General features: G+C 69.3%; 18 protein-coding genes and 1 pseudogene. 13 read left to right on the top strand and 6 right to left on the bottom strand.

Translation table 11 applies throughout. The features are described 5' to 3' along the window. Positions 1-10: 10 nt before the first annotated feature. Both V2J18_RS03415 and V2J18_RS03410 read right to left on the bottom strand, forming a co-directional pair. Positions 11-832: a hypothetical protein gene (locus V2J18_RS03415; protein ID WP_064748043.1), complete on the bottom strand. Its 822-nt coding sequence runs from the start codon at positions 830-832 to the stop codon at positions 11-13. A 428-nt stretch (positions 833-1,260) separates the two neighbouring features. Further along, positions 1,261-1,554, bottom strand: a complete 294-nt coding sequence (locus V2J18_RS03410; RefSeq protein ID WP_064748044.1) for a hypothetical protein — start codon at positions 1,552-1,554, stop codon at positions 1,261-1,263. A gap of 673 nt (positions 1,555-2,227) precedes the next feature. Between V2J18_RS03410 and V2J18_RS03405 the strand changes: the two genes are divergently transcribed. Continuing rightward, positions 2,228-3,556, top strand: a complete 1,329-nt coding sequence (locus V2J18_RS03405; RefSeq protein ID WP_336130973.1) for a S41 family peptidase — start codon at positions 2,228-2,230, stop codon at positions 3,554-3,556. A gap of 203 nt (positions 3,557-3,759) precedes the next feature. Here the strand turns inward: V2J18_RS03405 and V2J18_RS03400 are convergent, their stop codons facing one another. From V2J18_RS03400 to V2J18_RS03385, 4 genes are all read right to left on the bottom strand, one after another. Further along, positions 3,760-5,004, bottom strand: coding sequence for a delta-60 repeat domain-containing protein (locus V2J18_RS03400; protein WP_336130972.1), 1,245 nt, complete (start codon positions 5,002-5,004; stop codon positions 3,760-3,762). Positions 5,005-5,576: 572 nt separating this feature from the next. Further along, entirely contained in the window at positions 5,577-6,362 is a 786-nt protein-coding gene (locus V2J18_RS03395; protein ID WP_336130971.1) for a TSCPD domain-containing protein, read from the bottom strand. Positions 6,363-6,483: 121 nt separating this feature from the next. Further along, complete coding sequence (locus V2J18_RS03390; protein ID WP_336130970.1) at positions 6,484-6,966, bottom strand: hypothetical protein; 483 nt, start codon at positions 6,964-6,966, stop codon at positions 6,484-6,486. A 243-nt stretch (positions 6,967-7,209) separates the two neighbouring features. Continuing rightward, entirely contained in the window at positions 7,210-9,363 is a 2,154-nt protein-coding gene (locus V2J18_RS03385; RefSeq protein ID WP_064748759.1) for an adenosylcobalamin-dependent ribonucleoside-diphosphate reductase, read from the bottom strand. A 757-nt stretch (positions 9,364-10,120) separates the two neighbouring features. Here V2J18_RS03385 and V2J18_RS03380 point away from each other — a divergent pair. The 12 genes and pseudogenes from V2J18_RS03380 (at position 10,121) to V2J18_RS03325 (ending at position 21,613) form a co-directional block, all read left to right on the top strand. After that, positions 10,121-11,557, top strand: coding sequence for a Do family serine endopeptidase (locus V2J18_RS03380; RefSeq protein ID WP_064748760.1), 1,437 nt, complete (start codon positions 10,121-10,123; stop codon positions 11,555-11,557). Between the two features lie 160 nt (positions 11,558-11,717). Next, a complete protein-coding gene (locus V2J18_RS03375) occupies positions 11,718-12,080 on the top strand; it encodes a hypothetical protein (RefSeq protein WP_064748758.1) in 363 nt (120 codons plus the stop codon). Between the two features lie 2 nt (positions 12,081-12,082). Continuing rightward, the gene (locus tag V2J18_RS03370) at positions 12,083-12,607 is read left to right on the top strand and encodes a hypothetical protein (RefSeq protein ID WP_064748757.1); all 525 of its coding nucleotides are present in this window, start codon (positions 12,083-12,085) and stop codon (positions 12,605-12,607) included. After that, positions 12,604-13,020 (top strand): hypothetical protein, encoded by a 417-nt coding sequence (locus V2J18_RS03365; RefSeq protein WP_064748756.1) that lies wholly within the window; start codon positions 12,604-12,606, stop codon positions 13,018-13,020. Before V2J18_RS03370 ends, V2J18_RS03365 begins: the two co-directional genes overlap by 4 nt. A gap of 10 nt (positions 13,021-13,030) precedes the next feature. Beyond that, positions 13,031-14,167: an AI-2E family transporter gene (locus V2J18_RS03360; protein WP_425605934.1), complete on the top strand. Its 1,137-nt coding sequence runs from the start codon at positions 13,031-13,033 to the stop codon at positions 14,165-14,167. A gap of 123 nt (positions 14,168-14,290) precedes the next feature. Further along, positions 14,291-15,018: pseudogene (locus V2J18_RS03355) on the top strand (HAD family hydrolase); the annotation flags it as partial. Next, a complete protein-coding gene (locus V2J18_RS03350; protein ID WP_336130968.1) occupies positions 15,004-16,386 on the top strand; it encodes a leucyl aminopeptidase family protein in 1,383 nt (460 codons plus the stop codon). The pseudogene V2J18_RS03355 and the gene V2J18_RS03350, both read left to right, overlap by 15 nt. 422 nt (positions 16,387-16,808) lie before the next feature. Further along, positions 16,809-18,074: an efflux RND transporter periplasmic adaptor subunit gene (locus V2J18_RS03345; protein WP_064745881.1), complete on the top strand. Its 1,266-nt coding sequence runs from the start codon at positions 16,809-16,811 to the stop codon at positions 18,072-18,074. Between the two features lie 76 nt (positions 18,075-18,150). Then, the gene (locus V2J18_RS03340; protein ID WP_064745880.1) at positions 18,151-18,846 is read left to right on the top strand and encodes an ABC transporter ATP-binding protein; all 696 of its coding nucleotides are present in this window, start codon (positions 18,151-18,153) and stop codon (positions 18,844-18,846) included. A 16-nt stretch (positions 18,847-18,862) separates the two neighbouring features. Further along, positions 18,863-20,029, top strand: coding sequence for an ABC transporter permease (locus V2J18_RS03335; RefSeq protein WP_064745879.1), 1,167 nt, complete (start codon positions 18,863-18,865; stop codon positions 20,027-20,029). A 13-nt stretch (positions 20,030-20,042) separates the two neighbouring features. Continuing rightward, on the top strand, positions 20,043-21,368 hold the full coding sequence (locus V2J18_RS03330; RefSeq protein WP_336130966.1) for an ABC transporter permease: 1,326 nt from the start codon (positions 20,043-20,045) through the stop codon (positions 21,366-21,368). A 53-nt stretch (positions 21,369-21,421) separates the two neighbouring features. Further along, positions 21,422-21,613, top strand: a complete 192-nt coding sequence (locus V2J18_RS03325; protein WP_064745875.1) for a hypothetical protein — start codon at positions 21,422-21,424, stop codon at positions 21,611-21,613. The last annotated feature ends 19 nt before the right edge of the window (positions 21,614-21,632 follow it).

The following is a 21,632-nucleotide window of genomic DNA, read 5'->3' as shown; positions in this document are numbered from 1 at the left end:
TCGCGGTGGTTCAGTCCTGATGGACCTCGATCCAACCGTCGAAACCGTTGGCCTGCGCGACCGGGAAGTTGGCCGGCAATGCGCCCAGCACCGCCCCGCCGGCGACGTTGCCGGCCGCCGGCAGCGTCGCCGCGCCGTTCATGACCGCCGGCAACTGCGGCAGCTGGAAGCCCTGCGGGAAATTCACCACGCCCGCCATGGGGTAGTTGTCGATGTTGGCCGCTGCGGCCTGGGGCGAGACATTGACCGGCTTGGTGATCGTGACGGCGCGCCAGGAAATCTTGATGAACGCCGGCGCATAGGAGTACAGGTTGGTATCGGCGGTAGTGTTCGCGTCCGACCACGGGTCCTGCGAAGCCTGGACGCAGTAGTACACGCCGTACCAGACCGGCTGCTGGCCTTGGCCTGAGGTCTCGAATTGCCGACAGGCGGCGAGATAGGCATCGATATAACCCTCGACCGTCGCGTGGTTGGCGTTGCCGGTCGCGGTCAGCGGGGTCAGGTTCTGCCAGGTATTGCCCGGCCCGCCCCAGCGGCCGTTGATCAGATGCGCGCGCACCCAGTTGTTATTGCCGTCGGTGGTGAACGTTTCGGCCGGTCCGGCGGGCAGTTGCGCATCCCATGGCGCGCCCACGGCGGTCGGCACGTTGTTGCCCTGCACCCCGGGCATGCACAGGTCGGGGCCGAGGATCGCCGCGGCGCTGGCCGCGCCGAAATTGATCTGCTGCCGCGGCGCCAGACCGCCGGTCTGGTATTGCGTCATCGTGAAGATGACCTGATCGGTGCTCCAGCGCGGGTTGTTCGGTGACCCGGAATAGATGATGCGGCTCATGGCAGTGTCCTGTCGGGTCGTGGGCGGCGGGATGGCCGGATGACGCGCAAGACACGACCCTTCTACCGTGCGCAGCGGTCCGAAGCCGTGGCCGCGGTCGTCGGCGACAGCCGCGCTGCGGCGGCGGTTGCGGCCGGCGGCGGCACGAACTCGTCGGTAACAACGCCCCGACGCGATGAGCGTGAAGCGTGCCGCCGCCGCGGCGGACAAGCAGACCCGCGCATCGGGCGAGCGCAACGACGCGGCACCGCGCGGCGCAGGCTCGAGCGGACCCCAGTCCCATCGTCATGGCCTTGGCCTGCGCTGCGGGACAGTCCGACGGCGCAGGGCCCGCCTCGACGAGCGGGTTCCCGGCACGAGACCTGTCGATACACGTCGCTGTGTGCGTCGCAGCCGGCACAGAGCCGCGATGCGGCCGGAATCCGCCTTCAGGCGGCGCGCGGCCTGCGCGCTATCGCCGTAGCGATGACGCCGGCCAGCACCGCGAACGCCAGTCCCAAGGCCAGATCGGCGGCGAAATAGCCCAGGTGCAAGCCGTAGTTCTCGCAGGCCCCGGCAGCGCAGTCGCCGCCGATCCGGCGGAACACGAACGGAAATCCGGCCACTTCCTGCCCGTCGTAGCGATAGGCCTGGCGGGTGCGCCAGTACGGCAGCGCGTTGACCGCAACCGCGACGGCGGCGGCAACGAGGAAACCGGAGAAGAAGGCGATCTTGGCTCGCACGGGTCGACGTCCTGGTCCGAATGCTGGGGCCGGGCCGACGCTCGCCTCGCACAAGCCGGGAACCGCTGCCCGAGGCCCGCCGCGTAAGGACGCATCGCCGGAGAGGCACTCACTCTACACAGGACGGCCGTCCGACGGCGCATGCGCGAGGGCTTCCGATACGCGAAGGTCCCGATCCCTGCGCCGCAGGCGAGCCCGCCTCGGTACGCGCTGCGATCGGGCGAGGTAACAGTCGGGCCGCTCGAGATCGGCGAGCAGGTCCGGCCGCATCGACAGCCAGTGACTCGCAAGCGCGCGCTGGAAGCCGCCGTACTCGCGCCAGCGAAATCGGCGAATCAACCGAGTCGATCGCGCCCACGCGATTCAACGGACGGGCCGAGCGCGCGGCCGATGGTTTCGCCGATGACTTCGAGCGACACGCTCATTCCGAACAAGGCGGCGGCCCTGTGCCGCCCGCCCTGGCGGCCCCAACGCCTACAGCCCGACCGGCGCCCTCCGCGCTGTGCGCACCGATGCCGAAACGGCAACTCCCTTCTTCCCAAAGATGGCCGTTCGGCCCTCGGAAACGACGGTTCGTCCCAAACCCTCACCGCCGCCGCCTCGAGCTGCAACCGGGCGACACGTCCCGGTATCTCCCTGATCGCACCGCTCACCAGCGACCAAGGAGAACCTCATGCGCAATACTCCCGCCTTTGCCGGGCTTGCACTTGCCCTTCTGTCATACGCCTTTCCCGGCCTGGCACGCGAGTCGCCTCGCTCGCACGTGGAAGACGTGGCGCGCGCGATCGAGCAGAACTACTTCGACGAAGCGCGGGCCAGGCGGATCGCGGCCGACCTGCGCGGCGCAGCGGCGAAGGGCGAGTTCGACACGCTCACCGAAAAACGCGAACTCGCGTCCGCATTGACCGTCAAACTGCAGCCGTTCGACCGGCACTTCCGCGTGGGCTGGACGGACGCACCGCGTGCGCAGGCGACCGCGGATAGCCCGGTGATGTCGCCGACGCAGCCGCAGGCCAAGCACCGTCGCGGCAACTACGGGGTGCGTCGCGCGGAGGTGCTGCCTGGCAACGTCGGCTATATCGATCTGCGCGGGTTCGCACCGTTCGAATTCGGCGTCGCCGGGCAGCCCGAGCGCCAGGCCATCGAAGCGGCATTGCAGCTGCTCGCCGGTACCGATGCGCTGATCATCGATCTGCGCGACAACGGCGGCGGCGCCCCGCAGATGGTCGGCTACCTCAGCAGCGCCTTCGTCAGGAAGGACGCGGACATCTTCAATACCTTCCATGGCCGCGATCGCACGATGAGCGAAGCGCCGCTCGACTGGTATCCGCAGCCGCGCCTGGATACGCCGCTGTTCGTACTGACCAGCGCGCGCACCGCGTCGGCTGCGGAGGCGTTCGCGTACACGCTGCAGAGCGCCAAGCGCGCCACCGTCGTCGGCGAAGCGAGCATGGGCGCCGCCAATCCGGGCGGCGACGTCGATGCGGGGCGTGGGTTCTCGGTGTTCGTGTCCTTTGCCACGCCGATCAATCCGATCACCAAGACCAACTGGGAGGGTCGCGGCGTGACGCCGGACGTCGTGGCGGAGCCGGCGGCCGCCCTGGTCACGGCGCGTCGCCTGGCGCTGGAGGCGGCGCTCGGCAAAGGCCTGCCGCCGGAGTCGGCCATCGACACCCGCTGGGCCCTGGACGCGTTGCGCGCCGAAGCCGGGGCATCGCCGCCTGTACCAGCCGACGACTATGCCGGCACCTACGGGATGATGACCGTCGGCACCGCCCAGGATCGCCTGGTATTGCAGCAGGGACGTCGGCCCGTGCGCACGCTGCTGCCGCTGGGCAACGACAGCTTCGCCGTGCTGGAGAACCCGAGCCAGCGCGTGGTGTTCCAGCGCAATGCCAACGGCCGGGTGGAAGCGCTGGAAGTGCGCCACTCGGACGGAGACGTGCAGCGCCATCGCCGGGGGCATAGCCTGCAATCGGCAGGAACCACGTCGAAGCGGTAGCCGACGTTGCGGACTGCAGGGGCGAAGGGAATCGACAGATCCCTCCGTCCCGATTGATTGGCGCGGGCCGGCGCATTCGCTGGCCCGCGCGGTCGGCTCGGAATCAGCCGGGCCACGAACCCGCCCCCTCCGCGGCGTGCGGGAGGGGGGCGAGAAGGGGCTTTCCCGATGCAGCCATTGGGTCTGCGATTGCGAGCGTCGGCCTACTGGTAACGCGCCACCACGAAAGCCGCCGGCGAGTTGCCGTAGCCCGCTACGACGATCTTGCCGTCGCTTTGCATGGCGAGCCCTTGAACCGCGGCATTCGCGCTGCCGACGGCGGTGACGACCGGGCCGAAGCTGGCGTCCGGATTGCCGAACGAATCGTAGCGATGCAAGGTCAACTGACGGTAGATGCCCGCTTGGGAGTAGCCGCCGACGACGATTCCGCCGTTGGCGTCGATGGCGACATCGCTGCCGACCGCATCGCCGCTGCCGATGGCGGTCAGCACCTTGCCGGTGCCGGAGCCGAAGTAGCTGTCCAGCGCGCCGGCGCTGGTGTAACGGACCACGGCGAATCGGTAGGTGTCGACGCTCGCACCCTTCGCGTAGCCGGCGGCGACGAGGTTGCCGTCGCTTTGGATCGCCAGCGAGGTGGCGATGGCGGCGTTGCCGGCGGAGGTGCCGCCGACATGGGTCAGGACTTTGCCTCCAGTGCCGAACGTGGTGTCCAGCACGCCCTTCGTGGTGTAACGCGTCAACGCGAACACGGTGCCGCCGCTCGACGCGTAGCCGGCCAGCACGGGTTTGCCGTCCGCCTGGATGACCAGGCTGTTGGCGAACGCGGAGCCGGTGCCGACCGCCGAGGTGACGGTGCCGGTGCCGCCGCCGAAGCTGTAGTCCAAGGTGCCGCCGCTGGTGAGGCGCGCCAACGCAAAGCCGGAGCCGGCATAACCCGCGACCCAGATGGAGGTTCCCTGCACGGCGACGGCATAGGCCTCCGAAGCGCCGGCGTAGAAGTTGACCGTCGCCTTGCCCGAGCTGCCGAAGCTGGCATCCAGCGAACCGTCCGCGTTGTAGCGATAAACCGTGAAGTTGCGGGTGGAGGTGAAGTTCGGACACGAGGTGCCGGCCACGACGATCTTGCCGTCCGCCTGCAGGGCGAGCGCGCGCGCCTGCCCCGAGCAGCTGCCGGAGGGCGCGGTAGCGACTTTGCCGGTGCCGTTGAAGCTCGTATCCAGTACGCCATTGGCGGTATAACGCGCCAGCGCGAATTCGCCGAGCGCCGTCTGGCCGGCGACCACGATCCGCCCGTCCGGCTGGATCGCCACCCGGGCGGCGGCGCCGTAGTTGCCGAACGCAGTGGAGGTGATGCCTCCCGTACCGAACGTCGGGTCCAGCGATGCGGCCTGTGCCTGCATTGCGAATGCGCCGATGGCGCCGAGGGCCATGCCAAACGATACCTTCATCGTATTGTTGATCACTGCGTTTTCTCCCTGTTGATGTGATTGAGTCCGTTCTTGGTTCGGCCCACCGCCGCCGCTTGCGTTGTGCGGCGGCGGCGCGCCGAGCGCGCAATATCATGAAAGCGGCTGCGACGGCAGCATCGTCCGCCAAAGGTATCCGTGCTTGATGACAGACATCGCGCAAGCGGCCGTGCGACGCGGCGTAGCCTGGCCCATCGCACCGACGAACCATTCCTGGCAGCCGCACTCACCGCATGCACTGGACCTGCCTCACCCGTGGCCCTGCTTCTCGGCCCGGACCCTGCCTAGGTGCGCGACGGCGAGCAGACCCCGAATTCGCGCGAACATTCAACGTCCCCTCGGTAAGTATGCGCCAGGCAAATCTCCGTCGTTGAGACGATCCGCGGACAGGGAAACGAACTTCGCATCGCGACCTGTCGCAGCCAGCGCGACCGCCTTATCTGGCAGAAGGAATTCGTCGGAAAAGAAATGGGGCCCCGGAGAGCCCCATGGAGTACTAGCGACTTTTAGGCGCCCGCGTAAAAGGCCGCAGCGCCCGCCTCACCCGCCGCGCATCAACCGCACTTACTGTACCCGCAGTTCAAACAGGTCGCGCAGCCGTCCATGATCACCACCGCCTTGGTGCTGCACTTGTGGCACATGGTCGCGGTGGGCGGGAACGAAGCGCCTTCGCCGGTGACGGCGACGTCTTCGTTGCGGGCGTCGTCGGCGAGCGGGGCCGTCTGGCTTACGTCAGAGTTTTTTTTTGCGCGGTCTTCGTAGGCGCGGCGCTTTTCGGCGATCAGCGCGCGCTGGGCGTCGCTCATCTCCGGGTCGTGCAGCATGCCGATCGACTTGAGGTGGTCTTCGACGATGGCGCCCATCTCGGCGACCAGCGACGGCATGTACACGCCGCCGGCCTTGAAGTAGCCGCCGCGCGGGTCGAACACGGCCTTCATCTCGTCGACCAGGAAGGTCACGTCGCCACCCTTGCGAAACACCGCGGACATGATCCGGGTCAGGGCCACGATCCATTGGAAGTGGTCCATGTTCTTCGAGTTGATGAAGATCTCGAACGGACGGCGCGATTCGTGCTCGGTGCCGGCGTTGAGCACGATGTCGTTGATGGTGACATACAGGGCGTGCTCGAACAGCGGCGATTTGATCTTGTAGGTCGAGCCGATCAGGATCTCGGGGCGCTCGATGCGCTCGTGCATCTGGATGACGTTGTCGGCCGGCGATTCCTCGGCCTTGGCCGACGCGGCGCTGGCGGCGGCCGACTTGGCGGCGGCCTCCTTCGCCTTGTCTTCCGGGGTGACGACGCTGTAGCCCTTGATTTTCTTCTCGATCTTGACGGCCATGGGCCCGACTCCTGGTGCTGTATTGCTTGTTCTTGTGGGTGTTGCGGCGGCGGCCGCCGGCGGCTCCGGAGCGGCCCCGCCCTAGCCCCCTCCCGCAGCCGCGGGAGAGGGAGGGGACGGATCAGCGCTTGGCGGCCTTCTTGGCGGCCTTCTTCGCCGGCGCCTTCTTGGCCGCCTTCTTTACGGTCTTCTTGGACGCGGCCTTCTTGGCCGGCGCCTTCTTGGCGGCGGCTTTCTTCGCCGGAGCCTTCTTGGCGGCCGCCTTCTTGGCCGGGGCCTTCTTCGCCGCCTTCTTCACCGCTTTCTTGGCGGCGGTCTTCTTGGCGGCTTTCTTCGCGGTCTTCTTGGTGGCCTTCTTCGCGGTCTTCTTGCCGGTCAGCTCGGACACTTCCTTCTTGGCCTTGGCGCTGGCCTTGGCAAGCTTCTTCTTGGCCGTGCCCACCGCCTTCTTGGCCGCCTTGCGCGCCTTGGTGGCGGTCTTCTTGACCGACGCCACGGCCTCCTCGGCGCGCGAGGCGATCGCGCTGCCGATGTGGGACGCGGTTTCCTTCACGTTCTCGGCGGCCTGGGTCAGCGTCGCCGTCACTCCATTACCGTTGCTCATGATGCCCTCCTGGTGGGCAAACTGCTCTGGGCGATGAATGCGGTTACTGCAATCGGGGTGTTGCCGTGACGATGCTATACCTGCTTCGCGCGCGCGGAACAGTGGCCGGTTCCACACGCCAGGGCCTGGCTGGAAGTTGCCCGCGGACCGGCCCGGGGTCCGCGTGCGGGCGGTGCGGCCGCCGACCGGACGGAGCCGTCGCGCGCCCGCCCGGCGCAGCGGGCGGGGCGGCGGCGGTCGCCGTCAGAACTTGCCGTAATACCCTTCCTTGAGCGCGTCGAACAGATTGGCGGCGGTGTGCAGCTCGCCGTCGTATTCGATCTGTTCGTTGCCCTTGACCTCGAGCACGCTGCCGTCTTCGAGCTCGAAGCGGTAGGTGGTGTTCTCCAGGTCGGCTTCCTTGACCAGCACGCCCTGGAAGGCGGCCGGGTTGAAGCGGAAGGTCGTGCAGCCCTTGAGGCCCTGCTCGTGGGCGTAGCGGTAGATGTCTTTGAAGTCCTCGTAGGGGTAGTCGGTCGGGACGTTCGCGGTCTTGGAGATCGAGCTGTCGACCCACTTCTGCGCGGCGGCCTGGACGTCGACGTGCTCCTTCGGGGTGATGTCGTCGGCAGCGATGAAGTAGTCGGGCAGCTTGGCCTCGGCTTCGTCGCTGAACGGCATCGCCTTGGGATTGATCAGCTCGCGGTAGGCCAGCAGCTCGAACGAGTAAACGTCGACCTTTTCCTTGGATTTCTTGCCTTCGCGGATCACGTTGCGGCTGTAGTGGTGCGCGAACGACGGCTCGATGCCGTTGGAGGCGTTGTTGGCCAGCGACAGCGAGATGGTGCCGGTCGGGGCGATCGAACTGTGGTGAGTGAAGCGGGCGCCGACGTCGGCCAGCTCCTCGACCAGTTCCGGGGCGACCTCGGCCACCCGCTGCATGTAGCGCGAGTACTTGGCGTGCAGCACCTTGCCCGGGATCTCCTGGCCGACCTTCCAGCCGTCGGCCTTCATCTCCGGCCGCTTGCGCAGCATCTCGGCGGTGACGGCGAAGATCTCGTCCATGATCGGCGCCGCGCCCTTCTCCTTGGCCAGGGCCAGGCCCATTTCCCAGCCGGCCACGGCCATTTCGCGGGCGATGCGCTCGGTGAACTCGCACGACTCCTTGGAGCCGTACTTCATCTTGAGCATGGTCACGGTGCTGCCCAGGCCGAGGAAGCCCATGCCGTGGCGGCGCTTGCGCATGATCTCGGCGCGCTGCTGTTCCAGCGGCAGGCCGTTGACCTCGACCACGTTGTCGAGCATGCGGGTGAACACGCGCACGACTTCCTTGTACTCCTCCCAGTCGAACTCGGCCCGGTCGGTGAAGGCGTTGCGCACGAACTTGGTCAGGTTCACCGAGCCCAGCAGGCAGGCGCCGTACGGCGGCAGCGGCTGCTCGCCGCAGGGGTTGGTGGCGCGGATGGTCTCGCACCACCAGTTGTTGTTCATCTCGTTGACGCGGTCGATCAGGATGAAGCCCGGCTCGGCGTAGTCGTACGTCGAGACCATGATCATGTCCCACAGATGGCGGGCGCGGATGTGGCCGTAGATCTTGCACGCCACCAGGCCGTCGTCGCGGACGATGTAGTTGCGGTGGGTCGGCCAGTCGCGCCAGACCACCTGTTCGGCGTCGTCCAGGTTCAGGTCGCCCTGTTCCTTGATGTTGACCGGGAACACCAGCGGCCAGTCGGCATCGGTCTTGACCGCGTCCATGAAACCGTCGGTGATCAGCAGCGACAGGTTGAACTGGCGCAGGCGGCCGTCTTCGCGCTTGGCGCGGATGAAGTCCTTCACGTCCGGGTGGCTGACGTCGAAGGTGCCCATCTGGGCGCCGCGGCGGCCGCCGGCCGAGGACACGGTGAAGCACATCTTGTCGTAGATATCCATGAAGGACATCGGACCGGAGGTGTAGGCGCCGGCGCCGGCGACGAAGGCGCCGCGCGGGCGCAGGGTGCTGAACTCGTAGCCGATGCCGCAGCCGGCCTTGAGGGTCAGGCCGGCCTCGTGGACCTTCTCCAGGATGCCGTCCATCGAGTCTTCGATGGTGCCGGACACGGTGCAGTTGATGGTCGAGGTGGCCGGCTTGTGCTCCAGCGCGCCGGCGTTGGAGGTGATGCGGCCGGCCGGGATCGCGCCGCGGCGCAGCGCCCAGACGAAGCGCTCGTACCAGTACTGCTGCTTCTCGGCGCTCGGCTCGGCATCGGCCAGGGCGCGGGCCACGCGTTGGTAGGTCCCGTCGATGTCGGCATCGACGGCCTCCCCGCTCTTGGTCTTGAGGCGGTATTTCTTGTCCCAGATGTCCTGGGACGCGGGTTGCAGGGCGATGTCTCGTTCCACCGCCGCGTTCTTGACCGCCTCGAGGCGCACCGTGCTCATGCCTGTTTCGTCTCCTCAATCTTGACGACGGGCCGTTGGGTTGCGCCCGCCATCGGTGGTTTCTTATACGTGGCAACCGGGTCGGGGCTCGGCGCGCGCGGCGGCGAGGGGGTCGAACGTCGGTACCGGAACGTCTTGTGTAACGCTTGTTTCGTCTAGGTCGTGTAGCGGTCTTGCGACCGGCCTCCGGAGGCGCCTCCCGGACACCGGTTCGCCGCCAGCCCCCCGCCGACGGCAATGCGCGCGAGCGCGTGGTTACGCGCCGCGTGCGGCTGTTTATGGTGGTGTTTCGAGGTTCGCGCCCGTAGCTGTCATGCGCCCGCTCGCTGTCAAGGCGACGCCCAACCGACCCAAGCCGAACCCCTAAGCTTGGGCTCCCTCCGCAGGGCCGACCACTAGATGTTGTGGCCCCGCAGGGACTTCAAACTACGCCCGCCCTTTCGGGAAGTCAACGCCTTTTTGATGGCTATCACGCTTTATCAGTGTCCGCGCGGGCACGCATCGCAGTTCCGGCGCGGCGCCGGCGAAGGCTGCTGGCGACGCCCGCCGGGCCGCGCCGAACCGGGTTCGCGGCAGCCACTTCATCGGCTATTTATTGCCGCTCTCCGACACTGGCGCGAAGACTGAACCAGATCGGGCCGGCGCGGTCCAAGCCGGCGGCGCGATCCGCCGGCGAGGCTTGATCGGCCGCGCCGCCGCCACGATCTCGACCGTATCGACCGCCCATCCCGACCACGCCGACCGGAATCGCTACACGATGCGCCCCTTGCCGACCCTGCTCACCCTCGCCCTCGCCGCCGCCTTCGGCGGTTTCGCCGCCACCGCGATCCGCGACGGCCTGCAGGCGCCGGCGCACGCATCGCCGGCGGCCGCGGCGATGCCGCTGCCGACCGCCGCCGCCCTGCCGGCCTCGGTCGGCGGCCAGGTCCTGCCCTCGCTGGCGCCGATGCTGCAGCGGGTGACCCCGGCGGTGGTCAGCGTGCACACCAAGCAGACCGTGCGCATCCGCAACCCGTTCGCCAACGATCCGTTCTTCCGCCGCATGTTCCCCAACATCCCGCAGGAGCGGATCAACGAGTCGCTGGGCTCGGGCGTCATCATCGACGCCAAGAACGGCTACGTGCTGACCAACCACCACGTCATCGAAGGCGCCGACGAGGTCTCGGTGACCCTGTCCGACGGGCGCACGGTCAAGGCCGAGTTCCTCGGCTCCGACCCGGACACCGACGTGGCGGTGATGCGGATTCCGGCGCAGAACCTCAGCGCCATCCAGCTGGCCGATTCCGACGCGCTCAAGGTCGGCGATTTCGTGGTCGCGGTCGGCAACCCGTTCGGCATCGGCCAGACGGTGACCTCGGGCATCGTCTCGGCGGTCGGCCGCAGCGGCCTGCGCGGCCTGGGCTACCAGAACTTCATCCAGACCGACGCCTCGATCAATCCGGGCAATTCCGGCGGCGCCCTGGTCAATCTCAACGGCGAGCTGATCGGCATCAACACCGCCAGCTTCAACCCGCAAGGCAGCATGGCCGGCAACATCGGCCTGGGCTTCGCGATTCCGGTCAACCTGGCGCGCAGCATCAAGGACCAGCTGATCGCCAACAACGGCGTGGTCCGGCGCGGCACCCTGGGGCTGGAATCGCAGGACGTGACCGCGCAGTTGGCGGCCGCGCTCAAGCTCGACGAACCGCGCGGCGCGCTGGTCTCGCGCGTGTTCGGCGGCAGCGCCGCGGCTGCGGCCGGGCTCAAGCCGGGCGACGTGATCCTCAGCGCCAACGGCCAGCGCATCGACAACCGCGATGCGCTGCGCAACTTCGAAGGCCTGCAGGCGATCGGCAGCAAGATCGTCCTGGAGGTACGCCGCGACGGCCAGTCGCTGCAGCTCAACGCCAGCCTGCGCGAGCAACCCAAGGCGATCGCCGGCGGCGAGCTCGACCCGCGCCTGACCGGCGCGACCTTCGCCGAGATGCCCGAGCGCCTGCGCCAGTCCGGCTACGCCGGCGTGCTGGTCGAAAGCGTCGCCCGCGGCAGCCGCGCCGAGGCCAATCAGTTGCGCAAGGACGACATCATCGTCGCCGCGACCAGCGGCGAATTCGACGATCTGCCGGGTTTCCGCGCCAGCTTCACGCGCACCCCGGCACAGTTGGTATTGCGTATCGTGCGCGGCAACCGCCGCGGCGACCTGCAAATGCAGTAACGTCGCGGGGCGCCACGCCGCCGCGAACGGCATGAACGCGCGCCGCACGATGCGGCGCCCCTCGCCGCCTAGGAACCGGGCTCCGGCCCGCGCCCGACCGCGGTCCGCCAGAACCCTGGATTCGTTCCGCGGTTCGTCCCTTGCACGGAGGAAGACCCCGATGACCCCCACCTCGACCGACGCGATCAAGAGCAACCTCGGCCAGGCCGGTTCCCACCTCAAGCAGGCCGCGGTCGACGCCGGCGACGCGATCCGCAGCGCCGCCAGCGTGGCCGGCGACGAACTCAAGATCGGCAAGGCCAACGTCAAGTCCGACCTGGCCGACGGCGCCCTGGCCGGGATCGCCGCCGCCGAGCACGCCGGCGGCGCCGCGCGCGAGCAAGTCGACGCGCTGATGGACAAGGGCCGCGACCTGATCGAAAGCGCCGCCGACCTGGTCCGCGAGCGTCCGCTGGCCTCGTTCGGCATCGCCTTCGCCGCCGGCTTCATCATCGCCAAGCTGGCCCGCGGCAGCGACAAGTAAGCGTGAGCGATCCGCATCGCCCCGCGGACGACCCCGCCCCCGACGACGGCGCGGCGCCCGACCCGGCCGCGCCGGGTCCGCGCTCGCCGTCGATCGAAGAGGCCTACCGCGAAATCCGCGACGCCGGCCGCGAGGGCCTGGAAGCGGCGATCGACACCGGCCGCGCGCTGCGCGGACTGTTGATCGCCGACTTCGCCCTGGCCCGCAGTGCGCTCGGCCGCGCCCTGTTGTGGGTCAGCGTGGCGATCGTGTTCGGCGCCTCGTCCTGGCTGTTGCTGATGGCGGCGCTGATCGCGCTGCTGCAGGGCGTGCTGGGCTGGTCCTGGCTGGGTTCGATGTCGGCCGCCGCCGGGCTCAGCCTGGCGGTCGCCGCGGTCGGCGTCTGGCGGGCGATCCATTACTTCGAATACACCCGCCTGCACGCCACCCGGCGGCAGCTGCGCCGGCTCGGCCTGGGCGACCTCGACGAAGACCAGTTGCAGGCCCACCTCGCCGCCGACGCCGCGCGTCGCCAGGAGCGCGCATGAGCCGGTTCGAACGCCTGCAACGCCGCGTCGCCAAGCGCGAGCAACTGCTCGAGGGCCGCTACGAGCAGGCGCTGGAACGCAAGAACACACTCAAGGCGCGCTGGCAGGAAGCCTGGACGCCGGGCCGGATCGTGGTCGCCGGCCTGGCCGCCGGCTTCGTCGTGGGCCGCGCCGAGCCGGTCAAGCTGGCGGCGAAGAGCGGCCACCTGATGCAACTGCTCACCCTGCTGTCGGGCCTGTTCGCCGGCAGCAGCGCGCAGCAGGCGGCCGACCAGGCCGATCGCGCCGCCGGCGAGGCCGGACAGGCGGCCGACAGCGCCCAGGCCGCGGCCGAAGCGACCGTCGCGCCGGGCTACACGGCAGTGGCGTCCAAACGCGGCAAGGCGCACAGTTCCACCACCGAACAGGCCTGACGGTTCCGCCTTGAGCACCCCCAACCCGCCGCCGGCCGCCGACGCGCCGGCGCCGCCGGCCGCCGACGAACCCGCGCCCGCCGCCTCGCCCGAACCGGCGCTGCCGCGCCCGCGCGCGCCGCTGTCCTTGCGCATCCTCGCCGCGCTCGCGGTCGGCTTCACCTTGTGGGCGGCGCAGGAGCTGATCCTGCCGATCCTGCTCGCCGCCTTCTTCGCCCTGGTCGGCAATCCGATCCTGCGCCTGCTGCAGAAGCTGTACCTGCCGCGCTTCGTCGGCGCGGTGCTGGTGCTGGCCGGCGGCCTGGCGGTGTCCGGCGTGCTGGCCCTGCAGTTGGCCGAGCCGGCCGGCGAATGGGTGCGGCAGGTGCCGCGCGAGATGAAGCAGCTCGCGCCCAAGCTGCGGCAGATGACCAAGCCGATGCAGGACGCCAACCGCGCCGCGCAGAACATCGCCCGCGCCGCCGGCGGCGAGAGCACCGCCAAGCCGGTGCAGGTGGTCAAGACCGAACTCAACGACCCCTATCGCTCGCTGACCGCGACGCCGAAGTACCTGGCGCAGGTGCTGGCGGTGATCCTGCTGACCTTTTTCTTCATGGTGTACGGCGAAACACTGCAGCGCAACGCGATCGCGCTGCTGCCCGGGCCGCAGCAGAAGAAGCTGACCATCGACATCCTGCATTCGATCGAGCGCGAGATCTCGCGTTACGTGCTGACCATCAGCCTGATCAACACCGGCCTGGGCCTGGCCCTGGCCGGCGCCCTGTACGCGCTCGGCGTGCCGCTGCCGGAGTCGCTGCTGTGGGGCACGATGGCGGCGACCCTCAACTTCGCGCCCTTCGTCGGCCCGCTGATCGGCATCGTCATCATGTTGTTGATGGGCTTCGTCGCCTTCGACGAGCTGTGGCCCTCGCTGCTGCCGGCCGGCGTCTACCTGCTGCTGCACACGATCGAGTCGCAGGCGGTGACGCCGATCGTGCTCGGGCGGCGCATGCGCCTGTCGCCGTTGGTGCTGATCCTGGCGCTGATGCTGTTCGGCTGGCTGTGGGGCATCGTCGGCCTGTTGCTGGCGGTGCCGCTGCTGGTCTGCGTGAAGCTGGTGCTGGCGCGGATCGACGGCCTGGAGGGCTGGTCGCGGCTGCTGGAATGAATGCGGCGCCGGACTTGCCGAAGCGGGCCGGCCGGCTGGCCCGCACGGGCGCCTGAGGCCGCGACCGCGCCGGTCCGCGACCGCGGTGCCGGCCGCCGCGGCCGGGCGCGTTAAACTGCCGGCATGAGCTTTCCCGTCCGCGCCATCACTTTGGACCTCGACGACACCATCTGGCCGATCGCGCCGGTGATGGTGCGCGCCGAGGCGGCCCTCGACGACTGGCTGCGCCGGCACGCGCCGGCCACCGCGGAGCGTTTCCCGGTCCACGCCATGCGCGCGCTGCGCGATCGCATCGCCGCCGAACGCCCGGACCTGGCCCACGATTTCACCCAGCAGCGCCGGCTGACCCTGGAACACGTGCTGCGCGAATCCGGCGACGACGTCGCCCTGGTCGACGCCGCCTTCGACGCGTTCTTCGCCGCGCGCTGCGAGGTCGAACACTACCCCGACAGTGAGGCCGCGCTGGCGCGCCTGGCCGGGCGGGTGCCGCTGGCCGCGCTCAGCAACGGCAACGCCGACCTGCAACGGATCGGGTTGATGCCGTTATTCCGCTTCCAGCTCGGCGCGCGCGAGCACGGCCGGGCCAAGCCCGACCCGAGCATCTTCCTGGCCGCCTGCGAACGCCTCGGGGTCGAGCCGGCGCAAGTGCTGCACGTCGGCGACGACATCGAGCTGGACATCGTCGGCGGCGCACGCGCCGGGCTGCGTACTTGCTGGATCAACCGCGAAGGCCGCCACTGGCCCCACGCCGGGCTGCGCCCGGACCTGGAATTCACCACCCTCGCCGCGTTGGCCGATTGGCTCGACGCGGGCCACCGCACGGATACCGCTGCCGCATGACTCTGCCCCTGGGTTTCACCGACGACGCCAGCGACGCCCTGCCGCTGGTCCTGGTCAGCCGCAACAGCCTCAAGGCCTGGCGCGAATCGCTGGCCGATACCGCCGCCGCCTGGCTCGACGGCCAGGGCTTCGACGGCTCGCCCGGCACCGCCGCCACCCTGCCCGGCAGCGACGGCCGCATCGTCGCCGGCGTGCTCGGCATCGGCGACCCGCTGGACCCGTATTCCTACGGCCACGCCCCGTTCGCGCTGCCGGCGCGGCGCTGGCGCGCCGAAGGCCAGTACGACGCCGCCACTCTGGATGCGCTGCGCATCGGCTGGGGCCTGGGCAGCTACCGTTTCGACCGCTACAAGGCGGCGCCGCGCGCGCCGGCGCAATTGCTGGTCGAAGCCGGCGCCGACCACGGCGAAAGCTTCGCCCTCATCGCCGCCAGCCTGCGCGTGCGCGACCTGGTCAATACCCCGACCGAGCACATGGGCCCGGACGAGCTGGAAGCGATCGCGCGCGAGATCGGCCAGCGCCACGGCGCCGCGGTCGAAGTGTTCGCCGGCGACGAGCTGCTGAAGCGCAATTTCCCCGCGATCCACGCGGTCGGCCGCGCCTCGCACCGCGCGCCGCGCCTGATCGCGCTGCGCTGGGGCGACGAACGCCATCCGCACATCACCCTGGTCGGCAAGGGCGTGTGCTTCGACACCGGCGGCCTGGACCTCAAGCCGGCCGACGGCATGCGCTGGATGAAGAAGGACATGGGCGGCGCCGCGCACGCGATCGCCCTGGCCGAGCTGATCATGGCGCGCAAGCTGCCGCTGCGCCTGACCCTGCTGGTGCCGGCGGTGGAGAACGCGGTCGGCCCGAACGCGTTCCGCCCCGGCGAAGTCATCGCCACCCGCCAGGGCGTCAGCGTCGAGATCGACAACACCGACGCCGAGGGCCGGGTCATCCTGTGCGACGCCCTGACCTACGCCGCCGAACAGGCGCCGGAGCTGCTGCTCGACTTCGCCACCCTGACCGGCGCGGCGCGCATCGCCCTGGGTCCGGACCTGCCGGCGCTGTACGCCAACCGCGACGAAGTCGCCGAAGCCTGGCTGCAAGCCGGCCAGACCCAGCGCGACCCGCTGTGGCGGATGCCGCTGTGGCGTCCCTACCTGCGTTACCTGACCAGCCACATCGCCGACCTCGCCAACGGCGGCCCGTCGAAGATGGCCGGCTCGGTGACCGCAGCGCTGTATCTGGAGCGTTTCGTCCCGGCCGAACTGCCGTGGGCGCATCTGGACGTGTACAGCTGGAACGACGCCGACCGCCCGGGCCGTCCCGCCGGCGGCGAAGCGCAGGGCCTGCGCGCCGCGTACGCGATGCTCAAGGCGCGCGCGGCGGTCTAAGCCGCGGGCCGCGGTCACCGGTCGCAACCGCCGGGAACCGCCCCCGCTCTTGCTGTTCCGCTCTTGCTGTTCCTCTTTTGCTGTTCCCCCTTGAAAGAGGGGGCCAGGGAGGATTCGCTTTCCGCCCCTCCCGCGGCAAGCGAATCTCCCTCGCGTCCTCCCCCTCGGAAGCACACTGGGGCCGCGCACCGCTCCCTCGTCCCAACGAGACGGGGTTTCGCGCACGCAACGCGACCCACCCGGCTTCCGCCGTTCCTCCTTGGAAGGGGGCCGGAGAAGTTTGGCTTCTGACCGAGCCCGTTGCGTGACAGATGTCATGAAAAACCGACGACTGCAGGACTGACAGAACCTGACTTTTCACAGGTTGGCGGGTCACCGCGCCGCGGTCACACTAAGCCGGTTCTGGCGTCTTGGTTGAGATCATGAGTGCATCGGCTGATCTGCTGAAAGAACTTCGCATCGACCGCAACCGTCCGCCGGAGCGATCCGGCCCGGGACGCGGCCTGGTCATCGGCCTGATCGGCCTGGTCGTGCTGGTGCTGGGCGTCGCCGCCTGGGCGCTGTTCGGGCGCAATGCCGCGACCCCGGTGGACACCGCCACGGTCACCGCGATCGGTGGCGGCGGCGGGGCCGGCGCCTCGGTGCTCGACGCCACCGGCTACGTGGTCGCGCGGCGCATGGCCACGGTCTCGGCCAAGATCACCGGCAAGGTGCGCGAAGTGCTGATCGAGGAAGGCCAGCGGGTCGAGGAAGGCCAGGTCATGGCCACCCTGGACCCGATCGACGCCAACGCCCAGCGCGAACTCAGCGCCGCCCAGCTCGGTGCCGCGCAGAGCGAAACCGCGCGCGTGCAGGCCCAGCTCAAGGAGGCCGAAGCCAACGCCAACCGCCTGGCCACCCTGGCCAAGCAGCAGTTGGTGTCCAAGGCCCAGTACGACCAGGCGGTGGCCACGCGCGACGCGCTGCGCGCGCAGCTGCTGACCGCGCAGCGCAACGTCGAGGTGTCCGGCGACAGCCTGCGCATCGCCGACATCGGCGTCGACAACACCGTGGTGCGCGCGCCGTTCGCCGGCGTGGTCACCGCCAAGGCGGCGCAGCCGGGCGAGATCGTCTCGCCGCTGTCGGCCGGCGGCGGCTTCACCCGCACCGGCATCGGCACCATCGTCGACATGGACTCGCTGGAGATCGAAGTCGACGTCGGCGAGGCCTACATCGGCCGGGTGAAGCCGAAGATGCCGGTCGAAGCGGTGCTCAACGCCTACCCGGACTGGAAGATCCCGGCCGAGGTCATCGCCATCATCCCCGCCGCCGACCGCGGCAAGGCCACGGTCAAGGTGCGCATCGCGATCAAGCTGCGCGACGCGCGCATCGTCCCCGACATGGGCGTGCGGGTCAGCTTCCTGGAAGCGGCCAAGCCGGTCCAGGCGGTGCAGGCCAAGCCCAGCGCGATGGTGCCGGCCGCGGCGCTGGCCCAGCGCGACGGCCGCGACGTCGTGTTCGTGGTCGAGGGCGAAAAAGCCCGCCAGACCGCGGTGACCCTGGGCCGCAAGCTCGGCGAGGACCGCGAGGTGACCCAGGGTCTGAGCGGCGGCGAGACCGTGGTACTGACGCCGCCCGACCGTTTGAGCGACGGCGCTGCGGTGCGTGTCGAAAACGCCGACTCCGGTTCGTCGGACAACAGCGACTGATCGCAATCGATTCACGCGGACGGCGCGGCAAGCGCGCCCCGCTTCCTTCTCCGCAACATGCACGAGGACTTCGACGATGGCCGACACCTTGGTTTCGATCCAAAACCTCACCAAGACCTACCAGCGCGGGCCGGAAAAGGTCGAAGTCCTGCACGGCATCGATCTGGACATCGCCAAGGGCGATTTCGTCGCCCTGATGGGGCCGTCCGGCTCGGGCAAGACCACCCTGCTCAACCTGATCGGCGGCCTGGACACGCCCAGCAGCGGCGAGATCACCGTCGAAGGCGAGCGCATCGACCGCATGAGCGCCGGCCAGCTATCGCAGTGGCGCAGCCGCCACGTCGGCTTCGTGTTCCAGTTCTACAACCTGATGCCGGCGCTGAACGCGCAGAAGAACGTCGAACTGCCGCTGCTGCTGACCCACCTCGGCGCCGCCCAGCGCCGCCGCAACGCCGAGATCGCGCTGCAGCTGGTGGGCCTGGCCGAACGCGGCAAGCACCGCCCGAACGAACTGTCCGGCGGCCAGCAGCAGCGCGTGGCGATCGCCCGCGCGATCGTCTCCGACCCGACCCTGCTGATCTGCGACGAACCCACCGGCGACCTCGACCGTCATTCGGCCGAGGAAATCCTCAACCTGCTGCAGCTGCTCAATCGCGAACACGGCAAAACCATCGTCATGGTCACCCACGACCCGAAGGCCGCCGAGTACGCCACCCACACCCTGCACCTCGACAAGGGCACCCTGGTCGAGCAGCAGGCGCACGCGGCCTGAGGCAGGAGCGTCCGAGATGAAATACTTCCATCTGATCTGGGCGGAGCTGATGCGGCGCAAGACCCGCACCGCGCTGACCCTGATGTCCATCATCGCCGCGTTCCTGCTGTTCGGCCTGCTCGACGGCGTGCGCGAAAGCTTCGAACAGGCCGGCCAGAGCGCCAACGGCGCCAAGCGCCTGCAGACCGGCTCGCGGCTGTCCTTCATCCAGACCCTGCCGCAGGCCCTGCACGGCCGCATCGGCCAGGTCGACGGCGTCAAGCAGGTCACCTACGCCAACTGGTTCGGCGGCGCCTACCAAGACCCGCACAACCAGATCTTCAGCTTCGCCGTGGCCGACAACTACCTGGACCTGTACCCGGAGATGAGCGTGTCCAAGGCGCAGCGCGCGGCCTTCGCCCAGACCCGCACCGGCATCCTGGTCGGCGAGGGGCTGATGAAGCGCTTCGGCTGGAAGGTGGGGCAGAAGATTCCGCTGCAGTCGACCATCTTCCCCAACCGCGACGGCAGCAAGAACTGGAGCTTCGACATCGTCGGCACGCTCGCCGTCACCGACAAGAAGTCCGGCGGCTGGTACGACCAGATGCTGCTGATGCACTGGAAGTACTTCGACGAGTCCACGCCCTACAACCGCGGCACGGTCGGCTGGTACGTCAGCGAAGTCGCCGACGTCAACCGCGCCGACCGCGTGGCCAAGGCGATCGACGCGCTGTCGGCCAACTCCGACCACGAGACCAAGACCCAGACCGAGCAGGCCGCGACCGCCTCGTGGATGAAGCAGATGGCCGACATCGGCCTGATCGTCGGCTCGATCATGGGCGCGGTGTTCTTCACCCTGGTGCTGCTGACCGGCAACACCATGGCCCAGGCGGTGCGCGAACGCACCTCCGAGCTGGCGGTGCTCAAGACCATGGGCTTCCCCGACCGCAGCGTGCTGCTGCTGGTGCTGGCCGAGTCGGTGCTGCTGATGCTGATCGGCGGCGTGATCGGCGTGGCCATCGCCGGCGCGCTCGGGCCGATCGTCGCCACGATCAGCGGCGGCGCGATCAACGTGCCGCCGATCGGCCTGGGCAGCTGGACCCTGGGCCTGGGTCTGATGCTCGGCATCGGCGTGCTGGTCGGGCTGTTGCCGGCGATCCGCGCGATGCGCCTGAACATCGTCGACGCGCTGGCCGGACGCTGAGGAGAACGCACTCATGAAGAAGCTCAAATCCCTGCTCCGCGGCGCCCTGACCGGCCTGATCCTGGCGATCGCCCTGGTCGCCTGGTCGCTGCTGCCCTGGCCGGCCCTGCTCGGCCTGGCCGTCGCCTTCGCGCTGTGGATGCTGCTGACCCGCAGCGGCCGCCAGGCGGCCTCGGTCGCCGGCGTCGGCATCAGCACGCTGAGCCAGCGCCTGGGTTCGTCGTCGGTGGTGGTGATCGGCATCGCCGGCGTGGTCGCGGTGCTGGTGGCGATGCTGTCGATGGCCGAGGGCTACCAGGAAACCCTGCGCCGCACCGGCAGCGACGACAGCGTGATGGTGTTGCGCGGCGCGTCCGCGGCCGAGGTGATGTCGACCCTGGACCTGGCCAGCATCAACGTGATCGAACAGGCCCCGGGCATCGCCCGCGGCGCCGACGGGCGGCCGCTGGCCTCGCCGGAAACCGTGGTCGCGGCCAACCTGCCGATCAAGGGCGGCGCCCCCGACGAAGACGGCAGCGTGCAGTTGCGCGGCGTCGGCGACCGTGCCTGGCAGGTGCGGCCGCAGGTCAAGATCGTGCAGGGCCGACGCTTCGAAACCGGCAAGCGCGAAGTGGTGGTCGGCAGCGGCGCCCAGCGCCAGTTCGCCGGCCTGGAGGTCGGCAAGCAGATCCGCCTCGGCAACGAACGCTGGACCGTGGTCGGCGTGTTCAAGTCCGGCGACGCGATGGACTCGGAAGTGTGGGCCGACGCGCAGATGGTCGCGGCCACCTACGGCCGCGGCGCTTCGCGCAACTCGGTCGTGGCCAAGCTGTCCGACGCCAAGCAGTTCAAGGCGTTCAAGGCCGCGCTGGCCGGCGACCCGCGGCTGCAGGTCGACACCACCACGACCGCCGAGTACTTCGCCAAGCAGAGCGAGGCGATGACCAAGGTGATCCGCATCATCGGCATCGTGGTCGGTTCGATCATGGCCATCGGCGCGGTGTTCGGCGCGCTCAACACCATGTTCGCCACGGTCGCCACCCGCGCCCGCGAGATCGCCACCCTACGCGCGATCGGCTTCCGCGGCGTGCCGGTGGTGGTGGCGGTGATGCTGGAGACCATGCTGCTGGCGCTGCTCGGCGGCCTGATCGGCGGCGCCCTGGCCTGGCTGGTGTTCAACGGCTACACCGCCTCGACCATCGCCGGCGGCGTCGGCCAGCTGACCTTCGACTTCCGGGTCACCGGCGCGCTGCTGTGGAGCGGGCTGAAGTGGGCGCTGGCGATCGGCTTCGTCGGCGGCCTGTTCCCGGCCCTGCGCGCGGCGACCCTGCCGGTCACCACCGCCCTGCGCGCGCTGTAAGCTACCGCGCCGCAGCGGTTCGGCATCGGGGCCCTCTTCGCCGGAAGAGGGCCTTGTTGTTTGCGCACAGGCATCGGCCGACCGGCGGCGACGAAACGCGGGGCGGAAGCCAAACCCGATCCCCTGCCTCGTTTTTCCAGCGGAAGCGGCTGTTACTGCAGGACGGGTTGCAGCGGGGGATCGTTGCCGCGCTGCTGGCCGCCCAGGTCCTGGCGCGCGCCGGCTTCGAAGGCCTGCTCGGCTGAGCCGAACGAGCCGCGCGGC

It is taken from the genome of Lysobacter firmicutimachus, assembly GCF_037027445.1.
GTDB lineage: Bacteria > Pseudomonadota > Gammaproteobacteria > Xanthomonadales > Xanthomonadaceae > Lysobacter > Lysobacter firmicutimachus.
Note: the sequence above shows the minus strand (reverse complement) of the source record. Positions and strands in the feature narration are given on the sequence as shown.

Excerpts from the sequence above, each read along its gene's own strand:
- V2J18_RS03345 (WP_064745881.1), top strand. The coding sequence starts at position 16,809 with ATGAGTGCATCGGCTGATCTGCTGAAAGAACTTCGCATCGACCGCAAC.
- V2J18_RS03405 (WP_336130973.1), top strand. The coding sequence starts at position 2,228 with ATGCGCAATACTCCCGCCTTTGCCGGGCTTGCACTTGCCCTTCTGTCA.
- V2J18_RS03400 (WP_336130972.1), bottom strand. The coding sequence starts at position 5,004 with ATGAAGGTATCGTTTGGCATGGCCCTCGGCGCCATCGGCGCATTCGCA.
- V2J18_RS03395 (WP_336130971.1), bottom strand. The coding sequence starts at position 6,362 with ATGGCCGTCAAGATCGAGAAGAAAATCAAGGGCTACAGCGTCGTCACC.
- V2J18_RS03365 (WP_064748756.1), top strand. The coding sequence starts at position 12,604 with ATGAGCCGGTTCGAACGCCTGCAACGCCGCGTCGCCAAGCGCGAGCAA.
- V2J18_RS03330 (WP_336130966.1), top strand. The coding sequence starts at position 20,043 with ATGAAGAAGCTCAAATCCCTGCTCCGCGGCGCCCTGACCGGCCTGATC.
- V2J18_RS03385 (WP_064748759.1), bottom strand. The coding sequence starts at position 9,363 with ATGAGCACGGTGCGCCTCGAGGCGGTCAAGAACGCGGCGGTGGAACGA.
- V2J18_RS03415 (WP_064748043.1), bottom strand. The coding sequence starts at position 832 with ATGAGCCGCATCATCTATTCCGGGTCACCGAACAACCCGCGCTGGAGC.
- V2J18_RS03375 (WP_064748758.1), top strand. The coding sequence starts at position 11,718 with ATGACCCCCACCTCGACCGACGCGATCAAGAGCAACCTCGGCCAGGCC.
- V2J18_RS03335 (WP_064745879.1), top strand. The coding sequence starts at position 18,863 with ATGAAATACTTCCATCTGATCTGGGCGGAGCTGATGCGGCGCAAGACC.
- V2J18_RS03390 (WP_336130970.1), bottom strand. The coding sequence starts at position 6,966 with ATGAGCAACGGTAATGGAGTGACGGCGACGCTGACCCAGGCCGCCGAG.
- V2J18_RS03340 (WP_064745880.1), top strand. The coding sequence starts at position 18,151 with ATGGCCGACACCTTGGTTTCGATCCAAAACCTCACCAAGACCTACCAG.
- V2J18_RS03350 (WP_336130968.1), top strand. The coding sequence starts at position 15,004 with ATGACTCTGCCCCTGGGTTTCACCGACGACGCCAGCGACGCCCTGCCG.
- V2J18_RS03380 (WP_064748760.1), top strand. The coding sequence starts at position 10,121 with ATGCGCCCCTTGCCGACCCTGCTCACCCTCGCCCTCGCCGCCGCCTTC.